Here is a 26063-nt window from a genome sequence, read left to right as displayed (position 1 = left end):
CCTGTTTATCGTTATCCCGTTGCCATTGCAGCACTGCCGCCCGCCAAGGTTGCCGCAACCTGATGCCAGACTGCCGGCTCGGCCGCCGCCAATACACCCTCAGCCGTGAGGGCATTACTCGCAATGTAATCGCCGCCATTACCAAGATAACCCGCCAGCCCGCCGGATTCATGTACGATCAGCGCCCCGGCGGCGTGATCCCAGGGCATCACGCCGGAGAACAACAGGAAATCGAGATCGCCGGCCAGCAGGCGCAGGTAATCGAGGCCGGCGCAACGCAACGACCGGACCTGATCGATCTTTGCACGCACGGCATTTGCCCGGCGGGCCAGATCCTCTTTACCGCGATGGCCGACGGCAACGACACCGCGCAACTTGCCATCGGTTCGATCAGACAAGGTCCTGTCCTGCGGTGAGCCGAGGATTTCAATACCCTGCCGCGCAACCGCCATGGTGGTCCGCCCATTGATCGGCTCGTGTATCCAGCCGGCCAGAAGCCGGTCACCGCTCACTAAAGCCAGCATCGAGCAGAAATCGGGCTTGCCGGCGGCGAAATTGGCCGTTCCGTCGACTGGATCAATGATCCAGACCGGCTGGTGCTTCCGGAGGAGCCCCATCAGCGAAGGGTCGGCCGCCGCCGCTTCTTCGCCCAGCACAACGGAACCCGGCAGCAGCGACTGCAGCCGCGGCGTCAGGGCCGCTTCGGCCTCTTCATCCGCCACGGTGACAATATCGCCAGGGCCTTTTTCCCGCCACTCCCCCTCTTCCAGACAACGGAAGCGCGGCAGGATCTGTGCCTGTGCGATTTCTGCCATCAACTCGGCGATTTTATGCGGATCGGGAATCTCGATATCGTACACTTTCACGGCAGATGTTTCCCGCCACTCTCCGTCATACCGTTTTTTAATTCGCGGCCATGCATCCGTTCGAACCGTTCAATGTCCGTCGGTGATAACCGCACCATTAATTCAGCGCTTTCATCATTATCTGCCCGCTCCAGCACCTCGCCATGCTTATAGAGCCATGCTACGGCGCCGCCTTGATCGTGACCGAGGTGATAGGTCACCACCAGGCGGTTTGCCGCCAGCTGACGCTCGATCTCGGCTAGCAAGGCGTCGCAACCCTCCCCGGTAACCGCTGAAATCGGCACGAGCGGGGGATCACGCCTCGCCTGGTCTAACAGGCTTTGCCGCTGTTCGGGTTCCATCAAATCAATCTTGTTCAAGACTTCCAGAATGCCTTTGCCGGTTGATGGCAAGACGCCGTCATCGCCGGTGGCCATCTCGATACCGAGGCCGCTCAGCACCTGCTCGACATCCGCTTTCTGCGCTTCGCTCTCTGGATGCGACACGTCCCGAACATGCAGCAAAAGATCCGCCTCCAGCACCTCTTCCAGCGTGGCGCGGAATGCAGCGACCAGCTCGGTCGGCAGATCAGAGATGAAGCCGACCGTATCCGACAGGATGATGTCGCGGCCTGACGGCAGCTTCACCCGCCGCATGGTCGGGTCTAGCGTGGCGAAGAGCAGATCCTTGGCGAAGACATCCGAGCGGGTCAGGCGATTGAACAACGTCGATTTGCCGGCATTGGTATAGCCGACCAGCGCGACGACGGGATAAGGGACGCGCTGACGTGCCCGGCGATGCAAGCCGCGCGTCCGCCTGACATCATCGAGATCGCGCTTGATCCGCACCATGCGCTCATCGATCAAGCGACGGTCGATTTCCAACTGGGATTCACCGGGACCGCCGAGGAAGCCGAAGCCGCCGCGCTGCCGTTCCAAGTGGGTCCATGACCGCACGAGGCGGCTGCGCTGATAGGACAAAGCTGCCAATTCCACCTGCAACTGGCCCTCCCGCGTGCGCGCCCGCTCGCCGAAGATTTCCAGGATCAGGCCGGTGCGGTCGATGACCTTTGCATTCCAAGCCTTTTCCAGATTGCGCTGCTGAATCGGCGTGACCGCGCCATCGACGATGACGACGGAGATTTCTTCCGCCTCAATCAGGTCGCGCAGACGCTCCACCGCACCGCCACCGATCAAGGTTGCCGGTTTGACCGCATTCAGACGGATGACTTCCGCGGCGACGATATTGAGATCGATGGCGAGCGACAGGCCGCAAGCTTCCGCCAGTCGCGCTTCAGGGGATCGGCCCGGCCCGCTTGCAGGCCGTGCTGCCTGCCGCAAATCCGGATGAATGACCAATGCCCGATCGCCATGGCGTACGCCATCAATATCCAGCTGACCGGTCGCAGTCGCCGGGCGATCGTTCTTACTCACCTATTTCCTATTCTCTGTCCGGCGCGGCTATGGCCGCGCCGGACAGTTTCATAATCTCAACCTTCGTCACTTTCCTTGGCGCCGTCGAACAGCTGCAACGGACCAGCCGGCATGATCGTCGAGATCGCATGCTTGTAAACCAGTTGGGAATGCGCATCGCGCCGCAACAGAACGGAAAAATTATCAAACCAAGTTACGATACCTTGCAGTTTGACACCGTTCACCAGGAAGATCGTGACCGGCATCTTGCTTTTGCGGATGCTGTTCAGAAACACGTCCTGGACGCTTTGAGATTTTTCGTTTGCCATTTTTCTATTCCTTATTTTTGGGGCCGGTTCGGCCCGATGCACCCGGAGAAGGCGACATCATTAGTTGCGGTCGGGTCGATGAACCCACCGAAACTACGAGTAACATAAGTTACCCGGGGAAGAAACCCAAAGGGCAAGTGTTAAAGTTGACTCAGGTATTCCGTTAACGCCTGACAACCGGCTACATGTAGAACGGGAGGATGATCGCCAAATTCCCCCACAGCGGGTGGGGTTGCGCGCGACAGGATCGGCACGCAGCCGGCGAGGCCTGCACACTCCAGATCGATGTCGGTATCACCAACGAACCAGACCTCCGGCCCGGCTTCGATGCCGGAACCCTGCAGTGCGAGATCGACATGTTCCTTAGCCGGCTTGTCGCGCGCCGCATCACCTGCGCCCGCCAGGACAGAGAAGTATCGGTCCCAGCCGAGATGCTGAGCCTCGGTGCGCAAGAAGGCACCCCGCTTATTGCTGACCACAGCCAGATAAATGCCTGCTTCATGGAAAGCTTTCAGCAAGGCTTCGGCTCCCGGCAGCGGATGCAGGTGGCTCAGGTGAACGGCACTGAAATGATCGTAGAAAAGCTTTTCCGCTTTCGGCCAGTCATCACCGAAAAGTTTAGGAAAACTATCTCGAAGCGAGTTGCGGGCGCGCGCCTCCGTCTCCGCCTGGGTCCAAAGCGGATGGCCTAGCGCTTCGAGCGTATGATTCATCGCCGCATGGATTACCGCCCAGCTATCCACCAGCGTATTATCCCAATCGAACAGAACCGCGCGCGGTTTCGACAGAAGCGCCACGGTCATTCGCCCTGCTCCGCGTAACGGCAGTAGATCTCGCGCAACCGCATGGTCATCGGACCGGGCTTGCCATCGCCGATGGCTTTGCCGTCGATTGACGTCACCGGCAAAACGAAAGCGCTGCTGCTGGTCTGAAAGGCCTCGGCGGCCGACAGCGCCTCCTCCAGTGAAAACGGCCGCTGGACCAGATTTAGTCCCTGCTCTTTCGCCAAATCGACGACACCGCGCCGCGTGATGCCGCCCAGGATGTCATGTCCCAGGGGGCGCGTGATCAGTTCGCGTGCCTTGCCGTCGGGGCCGGCTTTGACGATCCAGGCATTGGTCGAACTTCCCTCGGTGATATAGCCGGCATCATCCACCAGCCAGGCTTCGAAAGCACCCTGTTCCGACGCGGCCTGCTTCGCCAGCACATTCGGCAAGAGACCGATCGATTTGATGTCCCGCCGCAGCCAACGAAGATCCCGCTGGGTGATGATGGCGGCGCCTTTCTCCAGCAGCTCCGGCGCCACCGGCTTGGTCTTCTTGGTCGTCATGACCAGCGAACTTTTCGTCTTCTTCGGAAATTTGTGCTCGCGTGGTGCGACGCCACGCGTCACCTGGAGATAGATGAGACCATTGGTGACGCCGTTGCGGGCAATCAGCTCACGCATCACCAGCCGCAGCGCATTTCTCTCCATCGGCGGCGCAATGCGCAGCTCACCCAAGGAATAGGCTAGCCGATCCAGATGTTGCTCCATATCGACGAGCTTGCCGTGATAGATCGGCACAACTTCATAAATACCGTCGGCGAGTTGATAGCCGCGATCCTCGATATGAACCATGCCATTGGCATGCGGCAGATAGCGACCATTAACATAGCAGAAACGAGACATACAGCACCAACCGACACAATCAGTTATCAGAAGAATTCCAAACGTACCGCGAACATGCGCTCAACATGGCGCACTGCCTCCGGCGCGGCGAAGAGAATAACACGGTCATCCGGCTCTATGACCGTATCACCAGACGCGATGATGACGCTCTTGCCGCGAACAAGGGCGCCGATGATCACGCCCTTGGGCAACTTCGCCGCCCGGATCGATGTGCCGGCCAGGCGCGATGCTTCGAGCACCTCAATCTCGATCAGCTCACCGAAATCATCTCCCAGCGAATGCACGCCGCGAATTCGGCCGCGCCGCACATGCTGGAGAATAATCGACACCGTCGTCGCGCGTGGACTGACGACCGCATCGATCCCGAGTGATCCAACGAGAGGCGCATAATTCGAGGTATTGATCAGTGTGACGGAACGCTGGCAGCCGGCGCGCTTAGCAAGAAGTGAGGCGAGGATATTAACCTCATCATCATTACTGACCGCGATGATCGTCTCGCTGCCTTCGATATTGGCTTCCTGCAAAATACGCGGATCGAGCGCGTCCCCTTGGATTACCACCCGGTTCGGCAAACGACCGGCCACTACGGCAGCCCGATCGTTATCCAATTCGATGATCTTGACTTCCGTGCCATGATTGCGCTTCGCTAGCAGCTCCGCCAGACAGAGGCCAATATTGCCGCCGCCGACAATGATTAGGCGCCGCGCCTCCGCTTCTTCATGGCCGAAGGCAGCCAATGCCCGTTTCAGATGGGTTGTGTCGGCAATGAAATAGACGTCATCTCCCGGCAACATCATCTCGTTGTCGCTCGGGATAATTTTAACATCGTTGCGCACAATGCCGATCACCGAGACATGCAGATCAGGAAACAAGGTCGTCAGATGACGCAGCGGCGTATTGATGATCGGGCAGGTTGCCGTGCAGCGGACACCGACCAAGGTGACCAGATTGTCAGCCAGAGGCACGGCATCGAAAGCGCCCGGAACTTCCAGACGACGATGAATGGCCTCGGCAACCTCAATCTCAGGGGAAATGACTGCATCGATTCCCAGATGATCGGGATTGAAGATCGAGGACCACTTCGTTTCCAGGTAACTTTGCTCCCGCACCCGGGCAATCTTGGTGGGGACGTCGAAAATACTATGGGCGATCAGACAAGCCATCATGTTGACCTCATCCGACGCCGTGACGGCAATCAGCAGATCGGCATCACGCAAGCCGGCCTGCTCCAGGACGGTGGGATGCGAGGCATGGCCGACAATGCCCTGGACTTCCAATTGATCGGTGATTTCGCGGATCAGCGCCTGATCGGAATCGACGATGGTGACGTCATTGCGCTCGTGCGCGAGGTATTTCGCGATGCTCGAGCCGACCTGGCCAGCACCGCAGATCACTACTTTCATCCTATTGGCCCTCGGGCTTATCCCCGCGTTCGGATGTCGTTATGCCAAGAGAGCGTAATTTGCGGTGCAAGGCGGAACGCTCCATGCCGACGAAGCTGGCCGTCCGCGAAATATTGCCGCCGAATCGCGTCACCTGAGATTCCAGATAGCGTCGTTCGAAAATCTCGCGCGCTTCGCGTAGCGGCAACGACATGACCTCGCTGCTGTCGTTCAACGCCATCGGCGAAAGCGACATCGCGCCGATATCCGGCGGCAGCATATCGCTGCGAATCTGTTCATTGGATTCACCCGGCGCCATGATCAGCAGCCAGTCGATCACATTGCGCAGCTGCCGCACATTCCCCGGCCAATCGTAAGCTTGCAGGATCGCCCGGGCATCGTCGCCCAAAGTGCGCGGCGGCAAGCCGGAAACCTCAGCAGCCTGCGCCATGAAGTGTTCCAGCAGGCTGCCGATATCGTCACGGCGCTCCTTCAGCGGCGGCAACCGCATTGGCACCACATTCAGACGGTAGAAGAGATCCTGGCGGAAGCGTCCGGCGGCCATTTCCGCTTGGAGATCCTTGCTGGTCGAGGCGATGACGCGGACATCAACTTCGACTTTCGTCTTGCCCCCTACCCGTTCGAAGGTCTGGTCCTGCAATGCCCGGACGATCTTCCCCTGGGTCTCCAGCGGCATATCGGCCACCTCATCCAGGAGCAATGTGCCGCCATGGGCCTGTTCCAGGAAACCGACCTTGCCGGCGCCGTCGGCGCCGTCGCTGCCTTTTTCCACGCCGAACAATTCGATTTCCAGACGATCAGGATGCATCGTCGCGCAATTGACGACAACGAAGGGCGAATTTGCCCGCTTCGATCGCCGATGTAATAATCTCGCCGCGACCTCCTTGCCGCTGCCTGGAGGACCGGAAAACAGCACCCGGCTGCCGGTTGGCGCGACACGTTCGATCGCCTGACGCAATTGCTGCATCGCGGCCGAATTGCCGATCAGTTCGAGATCGCCGCCGGCGCGGACGCGCAATTCCTGATTTTCTCGACGCAGCCGCGCGGCTTCCAAGGCACGTTCGATGATGACCAGAAGCCGGTCCGCCTTGAACGGTTTCTCGATGAAATCATAGGCGCCATGCTTGATCGCGTTAACGGCGGTTTCGATATTGCCGTGACCGCTGATCATGATGACGGGTACGTCGGGCCAATCGGCCTTGACGACGTTCAATAACGCCATGCCGTCCAGGGTGCTGTTTTGCAGCCAAATATCCAGGATGATGAGGCTCGGTTGCCGCTGGCGCAGCAGGTCGAGCGCTGTATCGCTCTCCGCCGCCTCCCTGGTCTGATAGCCTTCGTCACCGAGGATCCCGGCGATCAGCAGGCGAATATCGGCCTCATCATCGACAATCAGTATGTCGCGCGCCATGATCCTGATTTACCCTGTCCGGTCTCTTCTGCCAAACACAAGCTGAATGCTCGGATTGCATAGCATGACCGCTACCATCCGATAGGTGAGGTTCCTGCGATGACAGATGAGACCCGCCACAATAGCTGACATTTTTCTTACTCTTACGCCTGTACCGCACGCACCGACCGGTCGCTCGCGATGGCATCACTCGGGAATAACAATTGTACCGAGGCCCCATTGCCATCCCGATCAGCAAGGATCAGCTTACCGCCGTGATCCTCCATAATTTTCTTTACGATCGCTAAACCCAAACCGGTTCCTTTGGCACGCGTGGTCACATAAGGCTCAGTCAGACGCTCCCGCCCCTGCTTCGGCAGGCCACGCCCATTATCGTCGACACCGACAGCAATACCACTCCCAGTGTCCCGTATCCAGAGATGGATATGGCCCGGTTCCGCGACATCCAACTGGCCATCGGCAATAGCCTGGCGCTGTTCTTCCAGGCGACCTTCAATGGCATCTGCCGCATTCTGCAATAGATTGGTCAACGCACGATTAAACTGGGCACTGTCACAATTCAGAACCACCGAAAGGCTCGGCAAGTCACTCGTATAGCTAATGGCCGGATTGGCATTCTGCTGTAGAAACAATGCCTGGCGTGATAGATCGTTGATATTTTCAGCCCGAAGAACAGGGGCCGGCATACGCGCAAATGCAGAGAATTCATCGACCATTCGGCCGATATCGCCAACTTGCCGGACGATGGTGTCGGTGCAAACCGTAAAGGTTTCCGGGTCTTGCGTGATTTGCTTCAAATATTTGCGCTTCAGGCGTTCAGCCGACAGCTGAATGGGTGTTAACGGATTTTTGATCTCGTGTGCGATACGGCGTGCAATATCCGCCCAAGCAGCCTTGCGCTGGGCCGATAACAATTCCGATACATCGTCGAAGGTAACAACAAGTCGGGTATGTCCGTCTCCGCCCTCTTCCGAAATGACGCGGACATGGAAGGTCCGCGTCATCGTATCGACTGTCAGATTGATTTGGCCTTCAGCCGAACCGCTTTGCCGTAACCGCGCCTGATTGATGATCTCCGCCATTTCCGGAACGACATCACCGAGGTCGCGGCCGCGGTGGTCCAGCAGATTGATGCCGAGCAATTCCGAAGCCGAACGGTTCGGCAAGTCAATTTCGCCCTGCTCATTGAGTCCGATCACGCCGGCTGAAACGCCTGACAAGACCAGTTCGGTAAATTGCCGGCGGTCCTCTGCCTGGCGATTGGCAGCGATAAGCGCCTGCTGCTGGGTCTGTAACTGGATCGCCATGACGTTGAACGTGCGGCTGAGCGAGTTCAACTCATCGTCTCGCTTGCCCACCTTGACGCGGGCACCTAGATCGCCATCACCGATCTTTTGCGCTGCAACGACCAGGCGGGTAATCGGCCGGACGAGCTGGCTGGCGGAGAGGATGGCCACCCAAACCGCGCCGGTCAGCAGCAACAAAGCCATGATGCCGAAAATCAACGGCACGGTGATTTGCCATTGCGACCTAGCACGCTCCAACTGGTTATAGAGCTGCACGGCATCTTCGTTCCGGCGCACACTGGATAGGACGCGATCATCGATCAGCCGGCCGACATAGAGGAAAAGATCCGAGGTCGGATCGATCTGTACCAAGGCGCGAATCCTGTCCCCCTCATCAGCGGGCAGAATAATAGGCTTGCCGTCCCGGGCCCGCATAAAGGCGCCGTCCGGTATACCAAGATCGAATTCCATCATCAGGCTGAGGCTGCTGCGGGCCACGATACGGCGGGAGCTGCTGACAATCACGGCTTCGGAAATATCGCGAAGATCGATCTGGCGGTCGAGAAATGCCTGGCCACGGCCGGGATCAATGATGTTCAGAAAATCCTGCAACCGGATTTCATTGGCCATCGACAAAGCGTCATTGGCAATTCGCTGCTGTTGTTCAAGCAGATAGGACTGGGCAACGTTCTGCGAGCTTTCGACGGCACTGCGCACCCGATCGCCGAACCAGACATTGAGGCCGTAATTCAGAAATGTCGTGGAAAAGACCGAAACGATAATGGTTGGCGTCAGCGCCACCAGACCGAATAGCAGCACCAGACGCGAATGCAGTTTCGCTCCGACCAAGCCGCGCCGATGCGATAGCCAGAGCTGGACCACCCGCCGCGCAATGATCGTGCCGAGAGACAACACGACCACCAAATCGGCCATTAACAAATAGGAAATGGCTTTGGCGGGACTTTGGGTGCGCCAGTAATCCGCCATGATAAGATAGGTCGCGAAACCGCAGGCAAGACCTATCACCATCAAAAGATAGGCGATGTTGCGTTCCAGATTGATCCGGTCGGCCCAGTCAACCAAGCGGTGCAGCAATTTAGGTCGCTGGTGTTTCTTGGGCCCCGCCATGATCGTCGTCATCTGCCTGCCGCCATCATTTGTATCACCGTCATTTACCGCGGGATGGCTGGATATCAAGCTCACGCAGTTTCTTGCGCAAGGTATTGCGGTTCAGACCAAGCAAATCAGCTGCTTTGATTTGATTGCCCCGCGTCGCATCCAAGGACAGGGAGATCAAGGGGCGCTCGACTTCCTGCAATACCCTGTCATAGAGCCCAGCCGCCGGCAAGCGACCTTCATGCGCCAGGAAATAAGCGCGCAAATGCCGCTCAACGGACTGCCCCAATGTCTCTTCGCCGGGCGCAAGCAATTCCGCTGGCCGGTTCGGTTCCGGCAGAGAGACCGCCGTGACACCCAGATCCTGATCCGCCAGTGCCGACGTGATGATGCGGGCGTCGATCAGGGTCTCGCTATAAAGCACGGCAATTCGCCGCATCAAATTTTCCAGTTCTCGCACATTGCCAGGCCAATCGTGCCGTTTCAGCTCGGCAATCGCATTGGTATCCAGATGCTTGGCCGGCATCCCCTCCTGCTCTGTCTGGTGCAGGAAATGACGCGCCAAATCCGCGATATCCTCTAGCCGTTCCCGCAATGGCGGCAATTTCAGCGGCACCACGTTCAGGCGATAGAACAGATCTTCGCGGAAACTCCCCTGCTTGATCATCTGCCGCAGGTCGCGATGGGTCGCAGCAATGATCCGGACATCGGCCTTGATCGTCTGGCGGCCACCGACCGGCGTGAATTCGCCGGTCTGCAAAACCCGCAACAGGCGGGTTTGTGCCTCAAGCGGCATGTCGCCGATCTCGTCCAGAAACAACGTGCCGCCGCTGGCCTGCTCGAACCGTCCGCTGCCGCGGCTCACCGCACCGGTAAAGGCGCCCTTTTCATGGCCGAACAATTCGCTTTCGATGAGGTCACGGGGAATGGCAGCCATATTGATGGCGATAAAGGGCATCTCCTTACGACGGCCGAAATCATGTAGAACTCGTGCGACCAATTCCTTGCCGGTACCGGATTCACCATGAATCAGCGTGGTCATATCTGTGTTCACCAGCCGCGCCAGGACCCGGTAGATCTCCTGCATCGCCGGGGAACGACCGATCAGCGGCAAAACCTCTCCCTCGGCGGTCCCGGTTTCCGGCGCCGGCTGCCCCGCCTGGCTTAATGCCCGTTCGACTGCACCGATCAGCGCCCGCAAATCAAAGGGCTTGGGCAGGTATTCGAAAGCCCCCCTTTCGGTTGCGCGGATCGCCGTCAGCAAGGTGTTCTGCGCGCTCATGACAATGATCGGCAAATCCGGCCGCTGGGTCTTGATCCGCGGAATAAGGTCCAGGCCGTTCTCATCCGGCATGACGACATCGGTGATCACGACATCGCCCTCGCCACGTTCGATCCAATTCCATAATGTCGCCGCATCGCTGGCAGCGCGCACATCATGCCCCAATTGGGAAAGTGCCTGGCTCAAAACCAGGCGAATGGCGCGATCATCATCTGCCACCAGGATGGTCGACGTCATGGTGCGCTCCCGGCTTTTCTCGGCCGCTGCTCTTCATGCAGCGGCAGCATGATGGAAAATTGGGTTTTGCCGAGTTCGCTGGTGAATTCAATGATGCCGGCATGATCCTGCACGATCTTTGCAACAAGCGCGAGGCCGAGCCCCTTGCCGCCGGGCTTTTCACTGACGAAGGGATCGAACAGGCGGGCTTGCAGATGTGTCGGAATTCCGCTGCCATTATCTTCAACGGTCACGGTGACGCATCGGTTATAGCGCCAGGATCCGGCCCGGTTCCCCAGCCGCAAACCGGTCTGATAGCTGGTCGTCAGGGTGATCATGCCACCTTCCGCTGGACAGGCTTCCGCCGCATTGCGCACCAGATTAAAGAAGGCCTGGATCAGCATGTCGCGATTGCCGTTGACCGGCGGCAAGGACGGATCGAAATGCATCTGGAAATCGATCTTCGCCGCCACCCCATGCTGCGCCAATCGCCGCACACGGTCGAGGACCTCGTGAATATTGACCGCCTCCAGACGCGGGGCCCGGTCGTCGGTGAACATTTCCATGCGATTGATCAGAGCAACGATGCGGTCGGTCTCCTCGCGAATCAATTCCGCGAGTTGCAGATCGGCGCCGTTCAACTTGGCTTCCAAAAGCTGCGCAGCACCGCGAATCCCGGAAAGCGGATTTTTGACTTCATGCGCCAGCATCCCAGCCATGGCACGAACCGAGCGCGCCGCATCGCGGCCCATCTGTTGCTGAGAGATCCGATGTTCGATGCCGCGATTGAGCAGCGCCACGACGACATGATCCGGCCGTTCCGCCATAGGGGCGATCTCAACCGCCATATGGGCAGCATCGAAGCGCGGTCCGCCTAATGCGAGATCGTATTCCACAACGGAGATCTGCTGATGGCGGGCTGTGGCAATCAGGCCGAACAACGGATTATCGGCGGCAATGATTTCGCGCAGCGGCGTGACGCGCAGCAAAGCGCGGCTTTGCCCCAGCAGACTTTCAGCGGCCGCATTGGCGTCGACAACAACATCATTCGCATCGAGCGTGATGACGGCAATCGGCAAGGTTTCGAGAATTGTGCCGCGATCGGAAATGTCAGTCGTTGCCGTCGCTTCCATATTTACCGACTCAGATTGACCGGTTAACGGGGCGACACGTATTGCCTGGCCGCCGCGCGACACGGTCACGCCGCCAGTCGATCGATCTGCGGCAGGTAAAAGTCCTTGATGGCGGCTGTAACCTGCTTGGGGTCGTCGATCTGATTGATCCGGGTACGGAATTCAGCCGAGCCGAACAGGCCCTTCGAATACCAGGCAACATGCTTGCGCGCGATCTTCAGCCCGCCGCTGACCCCATAATGCTCCAGCATCGTCTCATAATGCTCCAGGAGGATATCCAGTTGCTGCTGCAGCGGCGGATCCGGCAGACGCTGGCCGGTCTTGAGATAGGCCATGACCTGCGACAGGAACCAGGGCTTGCCATAGGCGCCGCGACCGATCATCACGCCATCGGCGCCGGACAGATCGAGAGCGGTCTTCGCATCTTCGAGGGTGGTGATATCACCATTGACGATGACCGGGATCGAGACGGCCTCTTTGACCCGGCGAACGAACGCCCAGTCAGCGGAGCCGTTATAGAGCTGGCAGCGTGTGCGGCCGTGAATGGTGATCATCCGAATACCGACGGATTCGGCGATACGAGCCAAGGTCGGCGCATTGAGGCTGCTGTGATCCCAGCCCATGCGCATCTTCAACGTTACAGGCAGATCGACCGCCTTAACCGTCGCTTCCAGGATTTTAGCCGCTGTCGGCTCATCGCGCATCAATGCCGAGCCGGCATGGCCGTTGACTACCTTCTTCACCGGGCAGCCGAAATTGATATCGATGATCGCCGCGCCGCGGTCCTGGTTGAGCTTCGCCGCCTCCGCCATCACCTGCGGTTCGCAGCCGGCAAGCTGCACCGACATGGGAAATTCCTCGGCACAATTGGTCGACATTTTCATCGACTGCCGGGTCTGCCGGATCATCGCCTCGCTGGCGATCATCTCGGACACGACGAGCCCTGCCCCGCAACGCTTCACCAGGCGGCGGAAGGGCATGTCGGTCACGCCGGACATTGGCGCGAGAATGACGGGGTCCGCAATTTCGACCGGACCGATCTGGATGCTCATTTTTTCAGCACCAATGTAAGCTGCCTATTTTCTGGGCGATTTCTACGCGCCCGAGGCAAAAATGCAATAGATTTCGGATGCCGGGGCGTCGCTACCCTAGGAGTATATCCCGCACGAACTTCACACCCGGATAGGCCAACGTCAGCAAGAGATAGCCGGCCAACAGCCAACGCGCCGCAAGCCGCCCGCGTAAGCCGGTCGCCTGATGCAAGATCAGGAAAACCACAATCACGGCGAAGGCCAGGCAGGAGAGCAGGATCTTATGCGTCATCAGCAGAAACCGGCCGGTCTCCAGGAACTCATTGGCCGCTCCTGTCGCCAAGGCCGCCCCCATCCATAGGGCCGCGACCCAAAGCAGGTACTGCTGCAACCGCTCAGTCTCCGCAACCGGTGGCAGGGTCGCCGAGGTCCAGCCTTGCCGCCGCCGCTTCATAGCCCGCTCCTGCAGGACGATGGCTAGGGCGGCGACAGCCGTGATGGTAAGCAGCGCATAGCTTCCCACGGCCAAAAGGATATGCACGGCAAACCAGGGAACCGAGGCGAGATTGACCGCCTCCGACCGCGCAAACCAATGCGCCAAGGTCGCCAGGACCGCCAGCAGGAGCAGATACGGCGCCAACAGGGCGCTAAGGCCGATCGCCATGCGGTTGAAGGCCGCGACGATGCCGTAGAGCACCAGAATGGTCGCTATGCTGACCCACAAGGTCGCCGCCAAGCCGGCCTGCCAACCGTTATGCACGGTCTGCCAAACCAGGCTGACCGGCGGAATTGCCGCGATCAACAACAGGAGCCAAAATAACGGCGGCCGCCCGAGCTGTCCCCGCAGACCAGCGATGCTGAGCGGAATGAGGCCGATAACGGCAATGATTTCAGGAAGTCCGATGGTCGACATGGCGCGCATTATGTTTAAACTGCGCCGCCTTGGCAAACGGCGTCCGACGGCCTATCGAGACACCGCCCATAAGACGAATCTGGTGCGAAATGACAAAAGCGATAGCCCTGGTCGTGGCCGCCGGTAGCGGCCTGCGGGTCGGTGGCGAAATACCGAAACAGTTTTTGACCCTCGCCGGCAAACCTCTCCTGCGCTATTGCCTGGAAACCTTCCTGTCGCATCCGCGCGTTGCCGGTGTCAGGGTTGTAATCAATCCCACCTATCAGGCGCTTTATGAGACGGCGACGACCGGGTTGGACCTGCTGCCGCCGGTACATGGCGGCCAAACCCGGCAGGAATCGGTCCGCCTGGGATTGGAAAGTCTGGCCGACTTATCACCTCATCTGGTGCTCATTCACGATGCTGCCCGTCCCTTTCTGGATGCCGCGACAATCGACCGCACATTGGACACTTTGGCCACACATCCGGCCGCCTTGGTCGCGGTGCCGGTAGTGGATACGCTCAAGCGGGCAGCCGGCAGCTTCAGCGGTCTGACCGTCGATCGCAACGGCCTGTGGCGCGCACAGACGCCCCAGGGCTTCCACTACAACACCATTCTGTCAGCCCACCATGCCGTGATGGGTCGCGATGCCGAAATGACGGATGATGCGGGTGTCGCCGAGGCAGCCGGCATTGATGTCGCTCTCGTACTGGGGCATGAAGATAACTTCAAAATCACGACGCCGGCCGACCTGGCGCGCGCGGAAAGGATGTTGAATCCCAAAATGAGTCAGGCTTTCGAATACCGCACCGGCAATGGCTTCGACGTCCATCGATTGATCGAAGGTGACGGCGTGCATATGTGTGGCATCAAAATTCCCTGCGAATGGCGCCTGGAAGGTCATTCCGATGCCGATGTCGCATTGCATGCCCTGACCGATGCCGTCCTGGGCGCGATTTCGGCGAAGGATATCGGCGCTCATTTTCCGCCGAGCGATCCGCAATGGAAGGGCGCCGAATCGTGGAAATTCCTGGCCCATGCCAACAAGCTTGTGCAGCAACGGGGCGGCAGCATCACCCATTGCGACATCACCATCATCTGCGAAAAGCCAAAGATCGGCCCTCATCGCGACGCGATGGTAACGCGTGTTGCGGAGATCCTCGGCATCGAGCGCGACCGGGTTAGCGTGAAGGCGACAACGACAGAAAAGCTCGGCTTCACTGGCCGCGGCGAAGGTGTTGCCGCCCAGGCAACTGCAACGGTTGCCTTGCCTATCGGATAGACCAACAAACACGGAGAGAATGCGATGGATATCCCGGCCCTGTTGGACCTTTACCGCCAGCGTGGCTGGATGATCGCGACGGCGGAATCCTGCACGGGCGGCCTGATTGCCGCCACGCTGACGGAAATCGCCGGCTCTTCCGATGTCGTGGATCGGGGCTTCGTCACCTATTCGAACGAAGCGAAAGCCGATTTGCTGGGCGTACCGGCGGCGCTGATCGAGCAATATGGGGCCGTTAGCGATCCGGTTGCGGCCGCAATGGCCCTGGGCGCCGTTGCGCGTTCCCGCGCACAGGTCGCCGTCGCCGTCACCGGCATTGCCGGTCCCGGCGGCGGATCGGCCGAAAAGCCGGTCGGGCTCGTCTATCTCGGCATTGCGAAACAAGGCGATCCCCATGCCAAGGTCGAACGCCATGTCTTCGAAGGGCGCCGGCACGAGGTTCGGCTGCAAAGCGTCATGCGTGCGCTCGAGCTGTTATCCGACGCCGCCAGATGAAGCGCATCCTCGGCATCGATTTCAGCGGCGCGAGCGATGCCGGCCGCAAGATTTGGATTGCCGAGGCACAGCATGATCCGGCCGCCTATGATGCGCCCCTGGTCATCGATCGCTGTTTTCCCGCGACCGAGCTGCCGAATTCTGGCGTCGCGCCGCAATTGGCCTTGCCGGCCTTGGCACGCCACATTGCCGCCATGCCGCAGACAGTGGCCGGCTGCGATTTCCCGTTCAGCCTGCCGGCCGAACTAGTCGATGCGGCACGCTGGACCGATTTCATTACCGGCTTTCCGGCCCGGTTCCCGGATCACGATGCATATCGCCTGCTCAACCGCACGCGCACCAATCTGATTGAGATCAAGCGCCAGACCGATCGGCTGGCCGGAACACCCTTCAATTCATATAACCTACGGCTCTATCGCCAGGCCTGGTGGGGTATGGCACATCTGCTGCATCCGCTCATCGTCAGCAAGAAGGCCATCGTCATTCCGCAAATGACGAGCCGGCGCGGCATACCGACGATCATGGAAGTCTGCGCCGCCTGCAGCCTCAAACATCTCGATTGCTATCCCTCCTACAAAGGCCGCACCGCACTGCATCGCCGGTCCCGGCAACGCATTCTCGATTGCCTAATCGAGCTCAATCTGCTGGCGGCCCCCAAGCGTGCCTTGCGCCAGCAATTGCTCGACAATATTGGCGGCGACGCGCTGGATGCAGTGATTGGTGCGGTCGCCACCACACGTGCCGATTTCCGGCGCAAAGCCGATCGCTTCGAGCGGCTGGAAGGCCGGGTCTTTTTCGAATTGCGCAGAGACTGCGATCGGCCGGAGCAGGCTATCGGTAAAGCTGCGCCGCCCGCATTTCGAATGCATAAACCATGCGACGCACGGCCTCATGAAATAGGACGCCGATCAGCTTCTGCAAGACGGCCGAGCTGAATTCGAACTCCAAATGGAAATCCACCCGGCAATGCCCGTTGCCGAGATCGGCAAAGGTCCAATGATTCTTCAGATATTTAAACGGACCATCGATATATTCGACATCGATGCGCAAGTCCGGCCGGTCCAGGTGGACGCGGCTGGTGAAGCGCTCGCGCACCATCTTGAAACCGATCATCAGATCGGCGACGACGAGGTCCTCGCGCTTTTCCCGGATGCGGGCACCGAGGCACCAGGGCAGGAATTCGGGATAGCGGCCGACATCGGCCACCAAATCGAACATCTGCTCCGCCCGATAGGGCAGATTACGCTGTTCCGAATGGACCTTCATCACGCCGCCGGAGCCGTTTTCTGCTGAGCGGCGCGCGCAGCCTGCAACCGTTTGAAATCTTCGCCCGCATGATGCGACGAGCGTGTCAGCGGCGACGCGGCAACCAGCAGGAAGCCCCTTCCCTGCCCCTGGCGTTTCAATTGATCGAATTCCTCCGGTGGTACGAAACGATCCACCGGGTGGTGCTTGCGGGTCGGCTGGAGATATTGGCCGATCGTCAGAAAATCGACGTCGGCGGCTCGCATGTCGTCCATCACCTGGCAGACTTCGTCGAAGCTCTCACCCAATCCAACCATCAAGCCGGATTTGGTGAACATCTTGGAATCGACTTCCTTCGCCTTCTGCAGCAGGCGCAGCGACGCATAGTAACGCGCACCAGGCCGCACATTGCGATAGAGCCGTGGCACTGTTTCCAGATTGTGATTGAAGACATCCGGCCGGGCTTCGATGACCGTTTCCAACGCCCCCGGCTTCTTCTGGAAATCGGGTGTCAGAACTTCAATCGTCGTTTCGGGTGAGGCATCGCGAATGCGTCGGATGGTTTCGGCAAAGTGCGCCGCACCACCGTCATCGAGATCGTCGCGATCGACTGATGTGATCACGATATGATTGAGGCCGAGCTGCCCGACCGCCTCGGCGACATGCGCCGGCTCATGCGGATCGAGCAGATCCGGCCGGCCGGTCGCCACGTTGCAGAACGCACAGGCCCGGGTGCAAACCGATCCCAGGATCATCACCGTCGCATGCTTCTGTTTCCAGCACTCGCCGATATTCGGGCAGGCCGCTTCCTCGCAAACCGTATTCAGATTGAGCCGCCGCATCAGCGCCTTGGTCTCGGCATATTCAATGCTGACCGGCGCCTTGACGCGAATCCAATCCGGCTTACGCTGGACCGGCGTATCCGGCCGGTGCGCCTTTTCCGGGTGCCGTAAAGCTGCTGCCTTCTCGCTCATCGCGAATTCCTTAGTAATGGATGGCCCGACCATAAGCTGCCAGGACCGCCTCATGCATCATTTCCGATAGGGTCGGATGCGGGAAGACGGTATGCATCAGTTCCGCTTCGGTGGTCTCCAATGTCTTGGCGATTGTATAACCCTGAATGAGTTCCGTCACCTCGGCCCCGATCATATGAGCCCCCAGCAATTCGCCGGTCTTGGCGTCGAACACGGTCTTGACCATGCCCTCCGGCTCGCCCAGGGCGATCGCCTTGCCATTGCCGATAAAGGGAAAACGGCCGACCTTGATCTCATAACCTTTGTCCTTGGCCGCCTGTTCGGTCAGGCCGACACTGGCGATCTGGGGCGAGCAATAGGTGCATCCGGGAATGCTGCGGACATCCAACGGATGAACATCGTTGAGCCCAGCGATCTTCTCCACGCAGATCACGCCCTCATGACTGGCCTTATGCGCCAGCCATGGCGCGCCGACCAAATCGCCGATGGCATAAACGCCGGGCTCGCCGGTACGGCAAAATTCATCCACGACGATATGGGCTTTCTCGACTTTGATCTTGGTCCCCTCGAGACCCAAGTTTTCGACATTACCGACGATCCCCACGGCGAGGACGACCCGGTCGACCGTGATGTCCTGGGACTTGCCGCCGCTTTCGATCGTGGCGGTCACGAAATTATCGGATTTCTTCAGCGCCTTCACCGCCGCACCGGTGATAATCTTCATACCCTGCTTCTCGAAGGATTTGTGGGCGAAGGCAGAGATTTCCGCATCTTCCACCGGCAGGATGCGATCGACCACTTCCACGACAGTTACGTCCACACCGAGGCCGCGATAGAAGCTGGCGAATTCGATACCGATCGCCCCGCTGCCGACCACCAGCAGCTTTTTTGGCATCTCTTTCGGCACCATGGCTTCCTTATAGGTCCAAACCAGCTTGCCATCCGGCTCGAGACCCGGCAGAGCCCGCGCACGGGCGCCGGTCGCCAGGATGATATGCTTCGCGGTCAAGTCCGCTAGTTTCTTGCCGTCTTTTTCGACACTCAGCTTGCCTGCGCCATTCAGCCGGCCATGGCCGTCAAAAACCGTCACCTTGTTCTTCTTGAGGAGATGTTTGACGCCAGCGGAAAGCTGCGCTGCAACCTTGCGCGACCGCTCGACGATTTTTGGCAGATCGATGGTGAAACCGCTGACCGAGAAGCCGTAATCACCGGCATGGCGGATGAGATGGGCAATCTCCGACGAGCGCAGCAGCGCCTTCGTCGGAATACACCCCCAATTGAGGCAGATGCCGCCAAGATGCTCGCGTTCGATCACAGCCGTCTTCAAGCCGAGCTGGGCGCTTCGGATGGCGGCGACATAACCGCCAGGACCACCACCGACGACAATCAGGTCGAAGGCATTATCGCTCATCATCAACTCCTTCCCGTCAAGGATGCGGGTTCTATCGTCGCGCCTTAGGGCGCAGATGGTGTGGTCTGGCAACTATCCAAGGCACGCAGCAATTTCGCCTTCGGACCTTCGACTATCAGCATATGCAAGGTTCCTGCAACGCCGGTCTCAGCAACATCCTGCCGCACATATTCCGCCGCGCAATCGCAAACCGATGCTAGATCGTTACGCTGCTGATCGCTCAGCTCATTGCTGCCGGCTGACCCACTTTCCGACGCGGTCTTTACGCAGCCCTCGGCGAAACGCGCCTTGAAGGCCAGGCTCGGGCGGCTCGCCGGATCGTCCAACTGGCCGATCGTCCAAACGATAGCGCCAACGACGATTGCCGCTGTCACGACGATGACCGCAATGAAGATCAGAAGAAATCTGCGCATCTTTCGCGATCCGTCCAGCCGGTTACGGCGCGGTGCCCGATCCCCGAGACTCCTTGGCGCAGGCCTCGAGGATTGGCTTGATCTTATCGAGCATCGCCGGATCGCTCGGATTGGCGAGGAAAGTGTTGACGTCCGTCGTACTTAAGACGGAGGAACTCCGGGCCGCACCACAGTTACAGACCTGCTGGAGCATCTGCTTTTGCTCTTCATTGAACGGCTTATTCTGCTGCTGGGCCGCGTCATTGGCCTGCTTCAGACAGTTCTCAACGAAGACCTCTTTATAGCGCGCAGAAACAATAGGGGCTTGGCGCTGCATTGACCAAAGATAAATCGCCACGAGGCCGAGGACCACGAGAGCGACGATCAGCAAGGTCCAGCCACGCCGCGTCATCGCCGCCCCCGGGACGATCGGTCCCCAGGACTCTGGCTCTTTACTTGTCTGGCGGCCACGCCCTGCAGCGTCATCTCACACCAGCATGCCGAGTGGCTTTTCGATCAGCCGCTTCAATGCTGCCAGATATTCTGCGCCGAGAGCGCCATCGACGGCCCGATGATCGACCGACAGCGTGATGCTCATGACCGTCGCTATCTCGATCTTGCCGTTGCGAACGACCGGACGTTGCTCGCCAGCGCCCACCGACAGAATGCAAGCCTGCGGCGGGTTGATGATGGCGCTGAATTCCTTGATGCCATACATCCCGAGATTGGACAGTGAGAAACTGCCGCCAGTGTAATCTTCCGGCTTAAGTTTGCCGTCCTTCGCTCGTTTCGCCAGAGATTTCATCTCTGATGAAATCTCTGTCAAACTTTTGCGTTCGGCTTCGCGGATGATCGGCGTCACCAGTCCGCCGGGAATCGCAACCGCGACAGAAATATCAGCCGTCTTATACATCTTGAGGCCGTCATCGCTCCAAGACGCATTCGCAGCGGGTACTTTCTTCAAGGCAACGGCGCAGGCTTTGATCAGGAAATCGTTGACTGATAGCTTATAAGCGCCTTCGCCTTCAGTGGGCGACGCGGCATTGATCTCCTCGCGCAATTCCAACAGGCGGTCGATTTCGCAATCCACCGTCAGATAGAAATGCGGAACGAATTGCTTCGATTCCTGCAGACGCCGCGCGATCGTCTTGCGCATATTGGTGTGGGGAACGAGATCGAATGCGCCTTCGCCGAAACCCTGCGTGCCGGGAATTGCCGGCGCCTTTGCTCCGGCAGCAGCAGCCGCAGCCGGTTTCGCGCCACCGCCTTTGCCAACCGCTTCTTCGACGTCGTGTCGGATGATGCGGCCGTGCGGACCCGATCCATTGATACCGGCGAGATCGATCCCCTTTTCCGTCGCTATACGTCGCGCGAGCGGGCTAGCGAAGATGCGCTCGCTTTTTCCCCCGGCATCAGCTTTTGCCGGTACCCGGGGTGCCGGCGTCGCTGCAGGACCAGCTTGAGGTGTCGGCGCAGCCTGAGGCGCACTTTCGACTTTTGGCTCCGCCTGCTTTGCTTCGGTCTTCGGTTGCTCGGCCGGCTTCGGCGCTGGTGCAGCCTTACCGATGGCGCTGGCATCTTCACCTTCTTCCAGCAGGACCGCGATGACGTCATTCACCTTGACGCCTTCGGAACCAGCCGGCACCAGGATCTTACCGATACGGCCTTCATCGACCGCTTCGACTTCCATCGTCGCCTTGTCGGTCTCGATCTCGGCGATCACGTCACCGGCCTTGACCTCGTCGCCTTCGTTCTTCAGCCACTTTGCCAGATTACCTTCCGTCATCGTCGGTGACAGAGCGGGCATCAGGATATTGATCGGCATGATATCGCCTCCTCCTACCGTCCGCTTGTTCAGCGATAACAGACGCGTTTAGCTGCTTCCGCCACCGTTTGCGGCTGGGGCAGCGCCATTTTTTCCAGATTGGCGGCATAGGGCATGGGCACGTCGACACCGGCGACGCGCACCACCGGCGCATCCAACCAATCAAAAGCCTCTTCCATCATCACCGCCGACAATTCCGACCCGATGCCGGCGAAGGGCCAGCCCTCTTCGACCGATACCAGGCGATTGGTCTTCTGAACTGACGTAACGATGGTTTCGACATCCAATGGCCGGATCGTCCGCAAATCGATGACTTCCGCCTCGATACCTTCTTTCGCCAAATCTTCCGCCGCCGATAATGCGACGCTGACCATCCGGGAGAAAGCGGTGATCGTCACATGCTTGCCAGGACGCACAACCTTCGCCTTGCCGATCGGAACGATCCAGTTGGGATCGCTCGGCACCTCGAAGCTTTGGCCGTACAGGATCTCGTTTTCCAGGAAGATCACTGGATTGGGATCGCGGATCGCCGATTTCAGCAGTCCTTTCGCATCCGCGCCAGACCAGGGCGCCACGACCTTCAAACCTGGGCAATGGGCATACCAACTGGCATAGCATTGGGAATGCTGTGCAGCCACACGCGCCGCGGCACCATTGGGCCCACGGAAGACGATCGGGCAACCAAGCTGGCCACCGGACATGTATAGCGTCTTGGCTGCCGAATTGATGATCTGGTCGATTGCCTGCATCGCGAAGTTGAAGGTCATGAATTCGACGATCGGGCGCAATCCGCTGAAAGCAGCGCCTACGCCGATCCCGGTAAAGCCGTGTTCCGTGATTGGCGTATCGATCACCCGGCGAGCGCCGAATTCCTCCAGCAGGCCCTGACTGACCTTATAAGCCCCTTGATATTCCGCGACCTCCTCGCCCATCAAAAACACGTTCTCGTCACGGCGCATTTCTTCCGCCATGGCGTCGCGTAGAGCTTCGCGAACCGTCTGCGTGACGGTCGGGCCGGCATAATCCGCTTCCATGGGAATCGGCGCTGCCTTTGGCGCAGCAGCCTTCGGTTCGGCAGGTTTGGATTCCGGCGCTTTTGTTTCGGGCGCCTTTGCCTCTTGCGCTTGGGGCTGGGGCACCGGTGCCGTGGCACCATCCATCTTCTTTGCAGGCTCTGTGCCGGCTGCCTCGTCTTCGCCGCGCAAGATAGCAATCACGCTATTGACCGCTACATTATCGGTGCCCGCTTCGACCAGTATGCGGTCGAGGACACCTTCATCCACCGCCTCCACTTCCATCGTGGCCTTATCGGTTTCGATCTCGGCCAGGATATCGCCGGCCTTGACTTGATCGCCTGGCGACTTCAGCCATTTGGCCAATTTGCCTTCGGTCATCGTCGGAGAGAGAGCGGGCATCAGAATATCGATCGCCATGATATGTATCCCTCTCAGGCCTCGATCAGCACATCGGTATAGAGCTCGGCCGGATCTGGCTCCTGGCTGCTCTGGGCGAATTCGGTAGCGGTGGAGACGATCTCCTTGATCTCCTTGTCGATACTCTTCAAGGCCGCTTCATCGGTATGGTTACCTGACAGGAGCCGATCCCTCAGATGATCGATCGGGTCATGTTCCTGGCGCATCTTCGCAACTTCTTCCTTGCTGCGATACTTGGCTGGATCGGACATCGAATGGCCGCGATAGCGGTAGGTCATCATTTCCAGGATGTAGGGCCCATTACCGGCGCGGGCATGAGCGACCGCCATCTCGCCGGCTTCGCGCACCTTAAGCACATCCATCCCGTCCACCTGGATGCCGGGGATGTCATATGCAGTGCCGCGCTTGCACAGTTCGGTTCCCGCAGACGAACGCTGCTGGCTGGTGCCCATGGCGTATTTATTGTTTTCGATGATGTAGACGACGGGCAGCTTCCATAGCGAAGCGATATTGAAAGCCTCATAGACCTGCCCCTGATTGACCGCGCCGTCGCCGAGATAAGTCATGCAGACCTTCCCGTCGCCGCGATAATGGTGGCCGAAAGCCAGGCCGGTTCCGAGCGGCACCTGGGCACCGACGATCCCGTGACCGCCGAAGAAACCCTTTTCGCGGCTGAACATGTGCATCGAGCCGCCCTTGCCCTTGGAATAGCCGCCCCGTCTGCCGGTGAGTTCCGCCATGACTCCTTTTGGGTCCATGCCGCAAGCCAGCATATGGCCGTGATCGCGGTAACTGGTGATGATGCTGTCGCCCTCCTCGGCCACAGCCTGCATACCGACGACGACGGCTTCTTGGCCGATATAGAGATGGCAGAAACCACCAATCAGGCCCATGCCGTAGAGTTGTCCCGCTTTCTCTTCGAAGCGGCGGATCAACAGCATGTCACGATAGTAACCAATGAGCTCTTCCGAGGTGGCCGACGAATCCTTGCCGCGGGCGGCGCGCGCTGCACCGGCCTTAGCTTGAGTTGCCTTTGCCATGAACCTCCCCTTCGAATGGTGATGGTGGTCTGCGAAACGAATTACGGTGATCTTTTGGTGCGGTCTTTTTTAAATGCGTGATCGAAACGGGGACTTTGCATCCCATCGACCTGTTGGACTTGTATTATGGGTAGGTGAACAGCAAAATCAAGGAGGGTTAAAAAACTGAAACAAAAGGATTTTGTTTCGATTAACCAGACACCGGTTAATTCACCGAGTGAGGCGCTGAGGAAGCCTTATTTGCCGCATCATCGAGGAAGATCACAAGGTCGTCGGGGTGGCTGAAATTGAGCATGACGCGGGCCCGCTCTTCAAGCATATCCAGGTCCAGACTGCTGTTGCTCAAGAGAGCGACACGCTGCTCCAACGCACTACGTTCTTCGTTGGTGCGATCAAGATCCGCTTGGGCCTGGGCGAGACGTTGGTTGACCTGAATCCAAGCAATGACCCCGCGGTCGCCTTGTACCGCGTGGTAGACAAAATATCCCGCTATGCATGCGCCAAGCAGCTGACAAAGTACTTGGCGCGAGCGGCGCCTGAATTCGCGACGTAGATCCATGAAAAATACGGAATCACATCTCGATTCCAGGCGTCAACTCAAAAGCGAATCGGACACGTAAAATCGTGTTGATCGAGCGATTATTTAGCGTGCCAGGGCTGCGCGACCACCATAACGCGCCGCCGAGCCGAGTTGCTCTTCGATGCGAATGAGCTGGTTGTACTTGGCGATACGATCGGACCGCGACAGCGAACCTGTCTTGATCTGCCCGCAATTCGTCGCGACCGCGAGATCCGCGATGGTGGCATCTTCGGTTTCACCAGAACGATGCGACATGACTGCGCGATAGCCAGCCTTGTGCGCCATCTCCACCGCTTCCAGGGTTTCCGTCAGCGTACCGATTTGATTGACCTTGACCAGGATGGCATTGGCCACCCCGCGCTTGATGCCGTCAGCCAGCCGTACCGGATTGGTAACGAACAAATCGTCGCCCACCAATTGTACCTTGCCCCCCAGCTTATCGGTCAGCGCCTTCCAGCCCGCCCAATCGTCTTCAGCCATGCCATCTTCAATTGAGACGATAGGATAGGCCGCGACCAGCTTGGCGTAGAAGTCAACCATCCCGCCGGCATCCAGCACCTTGCCTTCGCCCTCCAGATGATATTTGCCGTCTTTGAAGAATTCCGTAGAAGCGGCATCAAGTCCCAGGGCAACATCCTTGCCGGGCTTGAAGCCGGCTTTTTCAATCGCCTGCATAATGAAGTCCAGGGCCTTTTCGGCGCTGGCCAGGTTGGGCGCGAAGCCGCCTTCATCGCCGACATTGGTGTTATGTCCGGCAGCCTTCAACTGCGCTTTCAAGGCATGGAAGATCTCGGCGCCCCAGCGGATCGCCTCACTGCCGCTTGGCGCCGCTACCGGCAGCACCATGAATTCCTGGAAATCAATGGGATTGTCGGCATGGGCGCCGCCATTGATGATGTTCATCATGGGGACCGGCAGGATCCGCGCCTGGGTACCGCCGACATAGCGATAAAGCGGCAGCCCCGCCTCTTCCGCCGCAGCCTTGGCAACGGCGAGGCTGACGCCAAGAATGGCATTGGCGCCAAGGCGCGCCTTGTTCGGCGTCCCATCCAGCTCGATCATCGTCTGGTCAATTTTCACCTGATCGTCGGCTTCCAGCCCGCCGATGGCATCGAAAATCTCGCCATTCGCCGCGGCCACGGCATTGAGGACGCCCTTGCCGAGATAAAGCTTCTTGTCCCCATCACGCAATTCAACGGCTTCATGCGCACCCGTGGAGGCACCGGAGGGCACCGCGGCCCGTCCCGAGGCACCGCTTTCCAACACGACGTCGACTTCCACGGTGGGATTGCCGCGGCTGTCCAGGATTTGACGGGCATTGATGTCGATGATGGCGCTCATGTCTCTAACCTCTTCGGGG

General features: G+C 59.0%; 25 protein-coding genes. 3 read left to right on the top strand and 22 right to left on the bottom strand.

Annotated features, from left to right (window positions below; genetic code table 11):
• Positions 1 to 11: 11 nt before the first annotated feature.
• The 12 genes from SMD27_RS09545 to ccsA form a co-directional block, all read right to left on the bottom strand.
• On the bottom strand, positions 12 to 866 hold the full coding sequence (locus SMD27_RS09545; RefSeq protein ID WP_320508137.1) for an inositol monophosphatase family protein: 855 nt from the start codon (positions 864 to 866) through the stop codon (positions 12 to 14).
• Complete coding sequence (hflX, locus tag SMD27_RS09540; RefSeq protein WP_320508658.1) at positions 863 to 2203, bottom strand: GTPase HflX; 1341 nt, start codon at positions 2201 to 2203, stop codon at positions 863 to 865. The genes SMD27_RS09545 and hflX overlap by 4 nt, the downstream gene beginning before the upstream one ends.
• A gap of 131 nt (positions 2204 to 2334) precedes the next feature.
• Positions 2335 to 2586: an RNA chaperone Hfq gene (gene hfq / locus SMD27_RS09535; protein ID WP_320508136.1), complete on the bottom strand. Its 252-nt coding sequence runs from the start codon at positions 2584 to 2586 to the stop codon at positions 2335 to 2337.
• Between the two features lie 140 nt (positions 2587 to 2726).
• Positions 2727 to 3389, bottom strand: a complete 663-nt coding sequence (locus SMD27_RS09530) for an HAD family hydrolase (RefSeq protein WP_320508135.1) — start codon at positions 3387 to 3389, stop codon at positions 2727 to 2729.
• Positions 3386 to 4255: a D-amino-acid transaminase gene (locus tag SMD27_RS09525; protein ID WP_320508134.1), complete on the bottom strand. Its 870-nt coding sequence runs from the start codon at positions 4253 to 4255 to the stop codon at positions 3386 to 3388. The genes SMD27_RS09530 and SMD27_RS09525 overlap by 4 nt, the downstream gene beginning before the upstream one ends.
• A gap of 26 nt (positions 4256 to 4281) precedes the next feature.
• A complete protein-coding gene (gene trkA, locus SMD27_RS09520; protein WP_320508133.1) occupies positions 4282 to 5658 on the bottom strand; it encodes a Trk system potassium transporter TrkA in 1377 nt (458 codons plus the stop codon).
• A gap of 1 nt (position 5659) precedes the next feature.
• Positions 5660 to 7069, bottom strand: a complete 1410-nt coding sequence (gene ntrX / locus SMD27_RS09515; RefSeq protein WP_320508132.1) for a nitrogen assimilation response regulator NtrX — start codon at positions 7067 to 7069, stop codon at positions 5660 to 5662.
• Positions 7070 to 7212: 143 nt separating this feature from the next.
• Positions 7213 to 9495, bottom strand: a complete 2283-nt coding sequence (locus tag SMD27_RS09510) for a sensor histidine kinase NtrY-like (protein WP_320508131.1) — start codon at positions 9493 to 9495, stop codon at positions 7213 to 7215.
• A gap of 28 nt (positions 9496 to 9523) precedes the next feature.
• Complete coding sequence (gene ntrC / locus SMD27_RS09505; protein WP_320508130.1) at positions 9524 to 10990, bottom strand: nitrogen regulation protein NR(I); 1467 nt, start codon at positions 10988 to 10990, stop codon at positions 9524 to 9526.
• Positions 10987 to 12102, bottom strand: a complete 1116-nt coding sequence (locus SMD27_RS09500) for a two-component system sensor histidine kinase NtrB (RefSeq protein WP_320508129.1) — start codon at positions 12100 to 12102, stop codon at positions 10987 to 10989. The genes ntrC and SMD27_RS09500 overlap by 4 nt, the downstream gene beginning before the upstream one ends.
• A gap of 65 nt (positions 12103 to 12167) precedes the next feature.
• On the bottom strand, positions 12168 to 13154 hold the full coding sequence (dusB, locus tag SMD27_RS09495; protein ID WP_320508128.1) for a tRNA dihydrouridine synthase DusB: 987 nt from the start codon (positions 13152 to 13154) through the stop codon (positions 12168 to 12170).
• Between the two features lie 91 nt (positions 13155 to 13245).
• Positions 13246 to 14046, bottom strand: coding sequence for a cytochrome c biogenesis protein CcsA (ccsA, locus tag SMD27_RS09490; RefSeq protein WP_320508127.1), 801 nt, complete (start codon positions 14044 to 14046; stop codon positions 13246 to 13248).
• A gap of 89 nt (positions 14047 to 14135) precedes the next feature.
• Between ccsA and SMD27_RS09485 the strand changes: the two genes are divergently transcribed.
• The 3 genes from SMD27_RS09485 to SMD27_RS09475 are packed head-to-tail and all read left to right on the top strand — an operon-like array spanning position 14136 to position 16738.
• Positions 14136 to 15308, top strand: coding sequence for a bifunctional 2-C-methyl-D-erythritol 4-phosphate cytidylyltransferase/2-C-methyl-D-erythritol 2,4-cyclodiphosphate synthase (locus SMD27_RS09485; RefSeq protein WP_320508126.1), 1173 nt, complete (start codon positions 14136 to 14138; stop codon positions 15306 to 15308).
• Between the two features lie 24 nt (positions 15309 to 15332).
• Positions 15333 to 15803 carry a CinA family protein gene (locus SMD27_RS09480; protein WP_320508125.1) on the top strand — a complete coding sequence of 157 codons (471 nt, stop codon included), beginning with the start codon at positions 15333 to 15335 and terminating at the stop codon, positions 15801 to 15803.
• Entirely contained in the window at positions 15800 to 16738 is a 939-nt protein-coding gene (locus SMD27_RS09475) for a hypothetical protein (RefSeq protein ID WP_320508124.1), read from the top strand. Before SMD27_RS09480 ends, SMD27_RS09475 begins: the two co-directional genes overlap by 4 nt.
• Here the strand turns inward: SMD27_RS09475 and SMD27_RS09470 are convergent.
• The 10 genes from SMD27_RS09470 to eno all read right to left on the bottom strand — a co-directional run bounded on the left by SMD27_RS09470 (position 16635) and on the right by eno (position 26044).
• A complete protein-coding gene (locus tag SMD27_RS09470) occupies positions 16635 to 17069 on the bottom strand; it encodes a type II toxin-antitoxin system RatA family toxin (RefSeq protein ID WP_320508123.1) in 435 nt (144 codons plus the stop codon). The two genes, SMD27_RS09475 and SMD27_RS09470, sit on opposite strands and share 104 nt — an antisense overlap.
• Positions 17069 to 18022, bottom strand: coding sequence for a lipoyl synthase (lipA, locus tag SMD27_RS09465; RefSeq protein ID WP_320508122.1), 954 nt, complete (start codon positions 18020 to 18022; stop codon positions 17069 to 17071). Before lipA ends, SMD27_RS09470 begins: the two co-directional genes overlap by 1 nt.
• Positions 18023 to 18032: 10 nt before the next feature.
• Positions 18033 to 19433, bottom strand: a complete 1401-nt coding sequence (gene lpdA / locus SMD27_RS09460) for a dihydrolipoyl dehydrogenase (protein WP_320508657.1) — start codon at positions 19431 to 19433, stop codon at positions 18033 to 18035.
• 44 nt (positions 19434 to 19477) lie between these two features.
• Positions 19478 to 19846, bottom strand: coding sequence for a hypothetical protein (locus SMD27_RS09455; protein WP_320508121.1), 369 nt, complete (start codon positions 19844 to 19846; stop codon positions 19478 to 19480).
• A 22-nt stretch (positions 19847 to 19868) separates the two neighbouring features.
• Entirely contained in the window at positions 19869 to 20237 is a 369-nt protein-coding gene (locus SMD27_RS09450) for a hypothetical protein (RefSeq protein WP_320508120.1), read from the bottom strand.
• Between the two features lie 75 nt (positions 20238 to 20312).
• Positions 20313 to 21650, bottom strand: coding sequence for a pyruvate dehydrogenase complex dihydrolipoamide acetyltransferase (locus tag SMD27_RS09445; RefSeq protein WP_320508119.1), 1338 nt, complete (start codon positions 21648 to 21650; stop codon positions 20313 to 20315).
• 29 nt (positions 21651 to 21679) lie between these two features.
• Entirely contained in the window at positions 21680 to 23083 is a 1404-nt protein-coding gene (locus SMD27_RS09440) for a pyruvate dehydrogenase complex E1 component subunit beta (protein ID WP_320508118.1), read from the bottom strand.
• 14 nt (positions 23084 to 23097) lie between these two features.
• Positions 23098 to 24123 (bottom strand): pyruvate dehydrogenase (acetyl-transferring) E1 component subunit alpha, encoded by a 1026-nt coding sequence (gene pdhA, locus SMD27_RS09435; RefSeq protein ID WP_320508117.1) that lies wholly within the window; start codon positions 24121 to 24123, stop codon positions 23098 to 23100.
• Positions 24124 to 24328: 205 nt separating this feature from the next.
• A complete protein-coding gene (locus SMD27_RS09430; RefSeq protein ID WP_320508116.1) occupies positions 24329 to 24682 on the bottom strand; it encodes an FtsB family cell division protein in 354 nt (117 codons plus the stop codon).
• A gap of 84 nt (positions 24683 to 24766) precedes the next feature.
• Entirely contained in the window at positions 24767 to 26044 is a 1278-nt protein-coding gene (gene eno / locus SMD27_RS09425; RefSeq protein ID WP_320508115.1) for a phosphopyruvate hydratase, read from the bottom strand.
• Positions 26045 to 26063 lie beyond the last annotated feature (19 nt).

Origin of the sequence: Dongia soli, from assembly GCF_034044715.1 — a bacterium.
Lineage (GTDB): Bacteria > Pseudomonadota > Alphaproteobacteria > Dongiales > Dongiaceae > Dongia_B > Dongia_B soli.
This window is presented reverse-complemented; position numbering and strand designations above follow the sequence as displayed.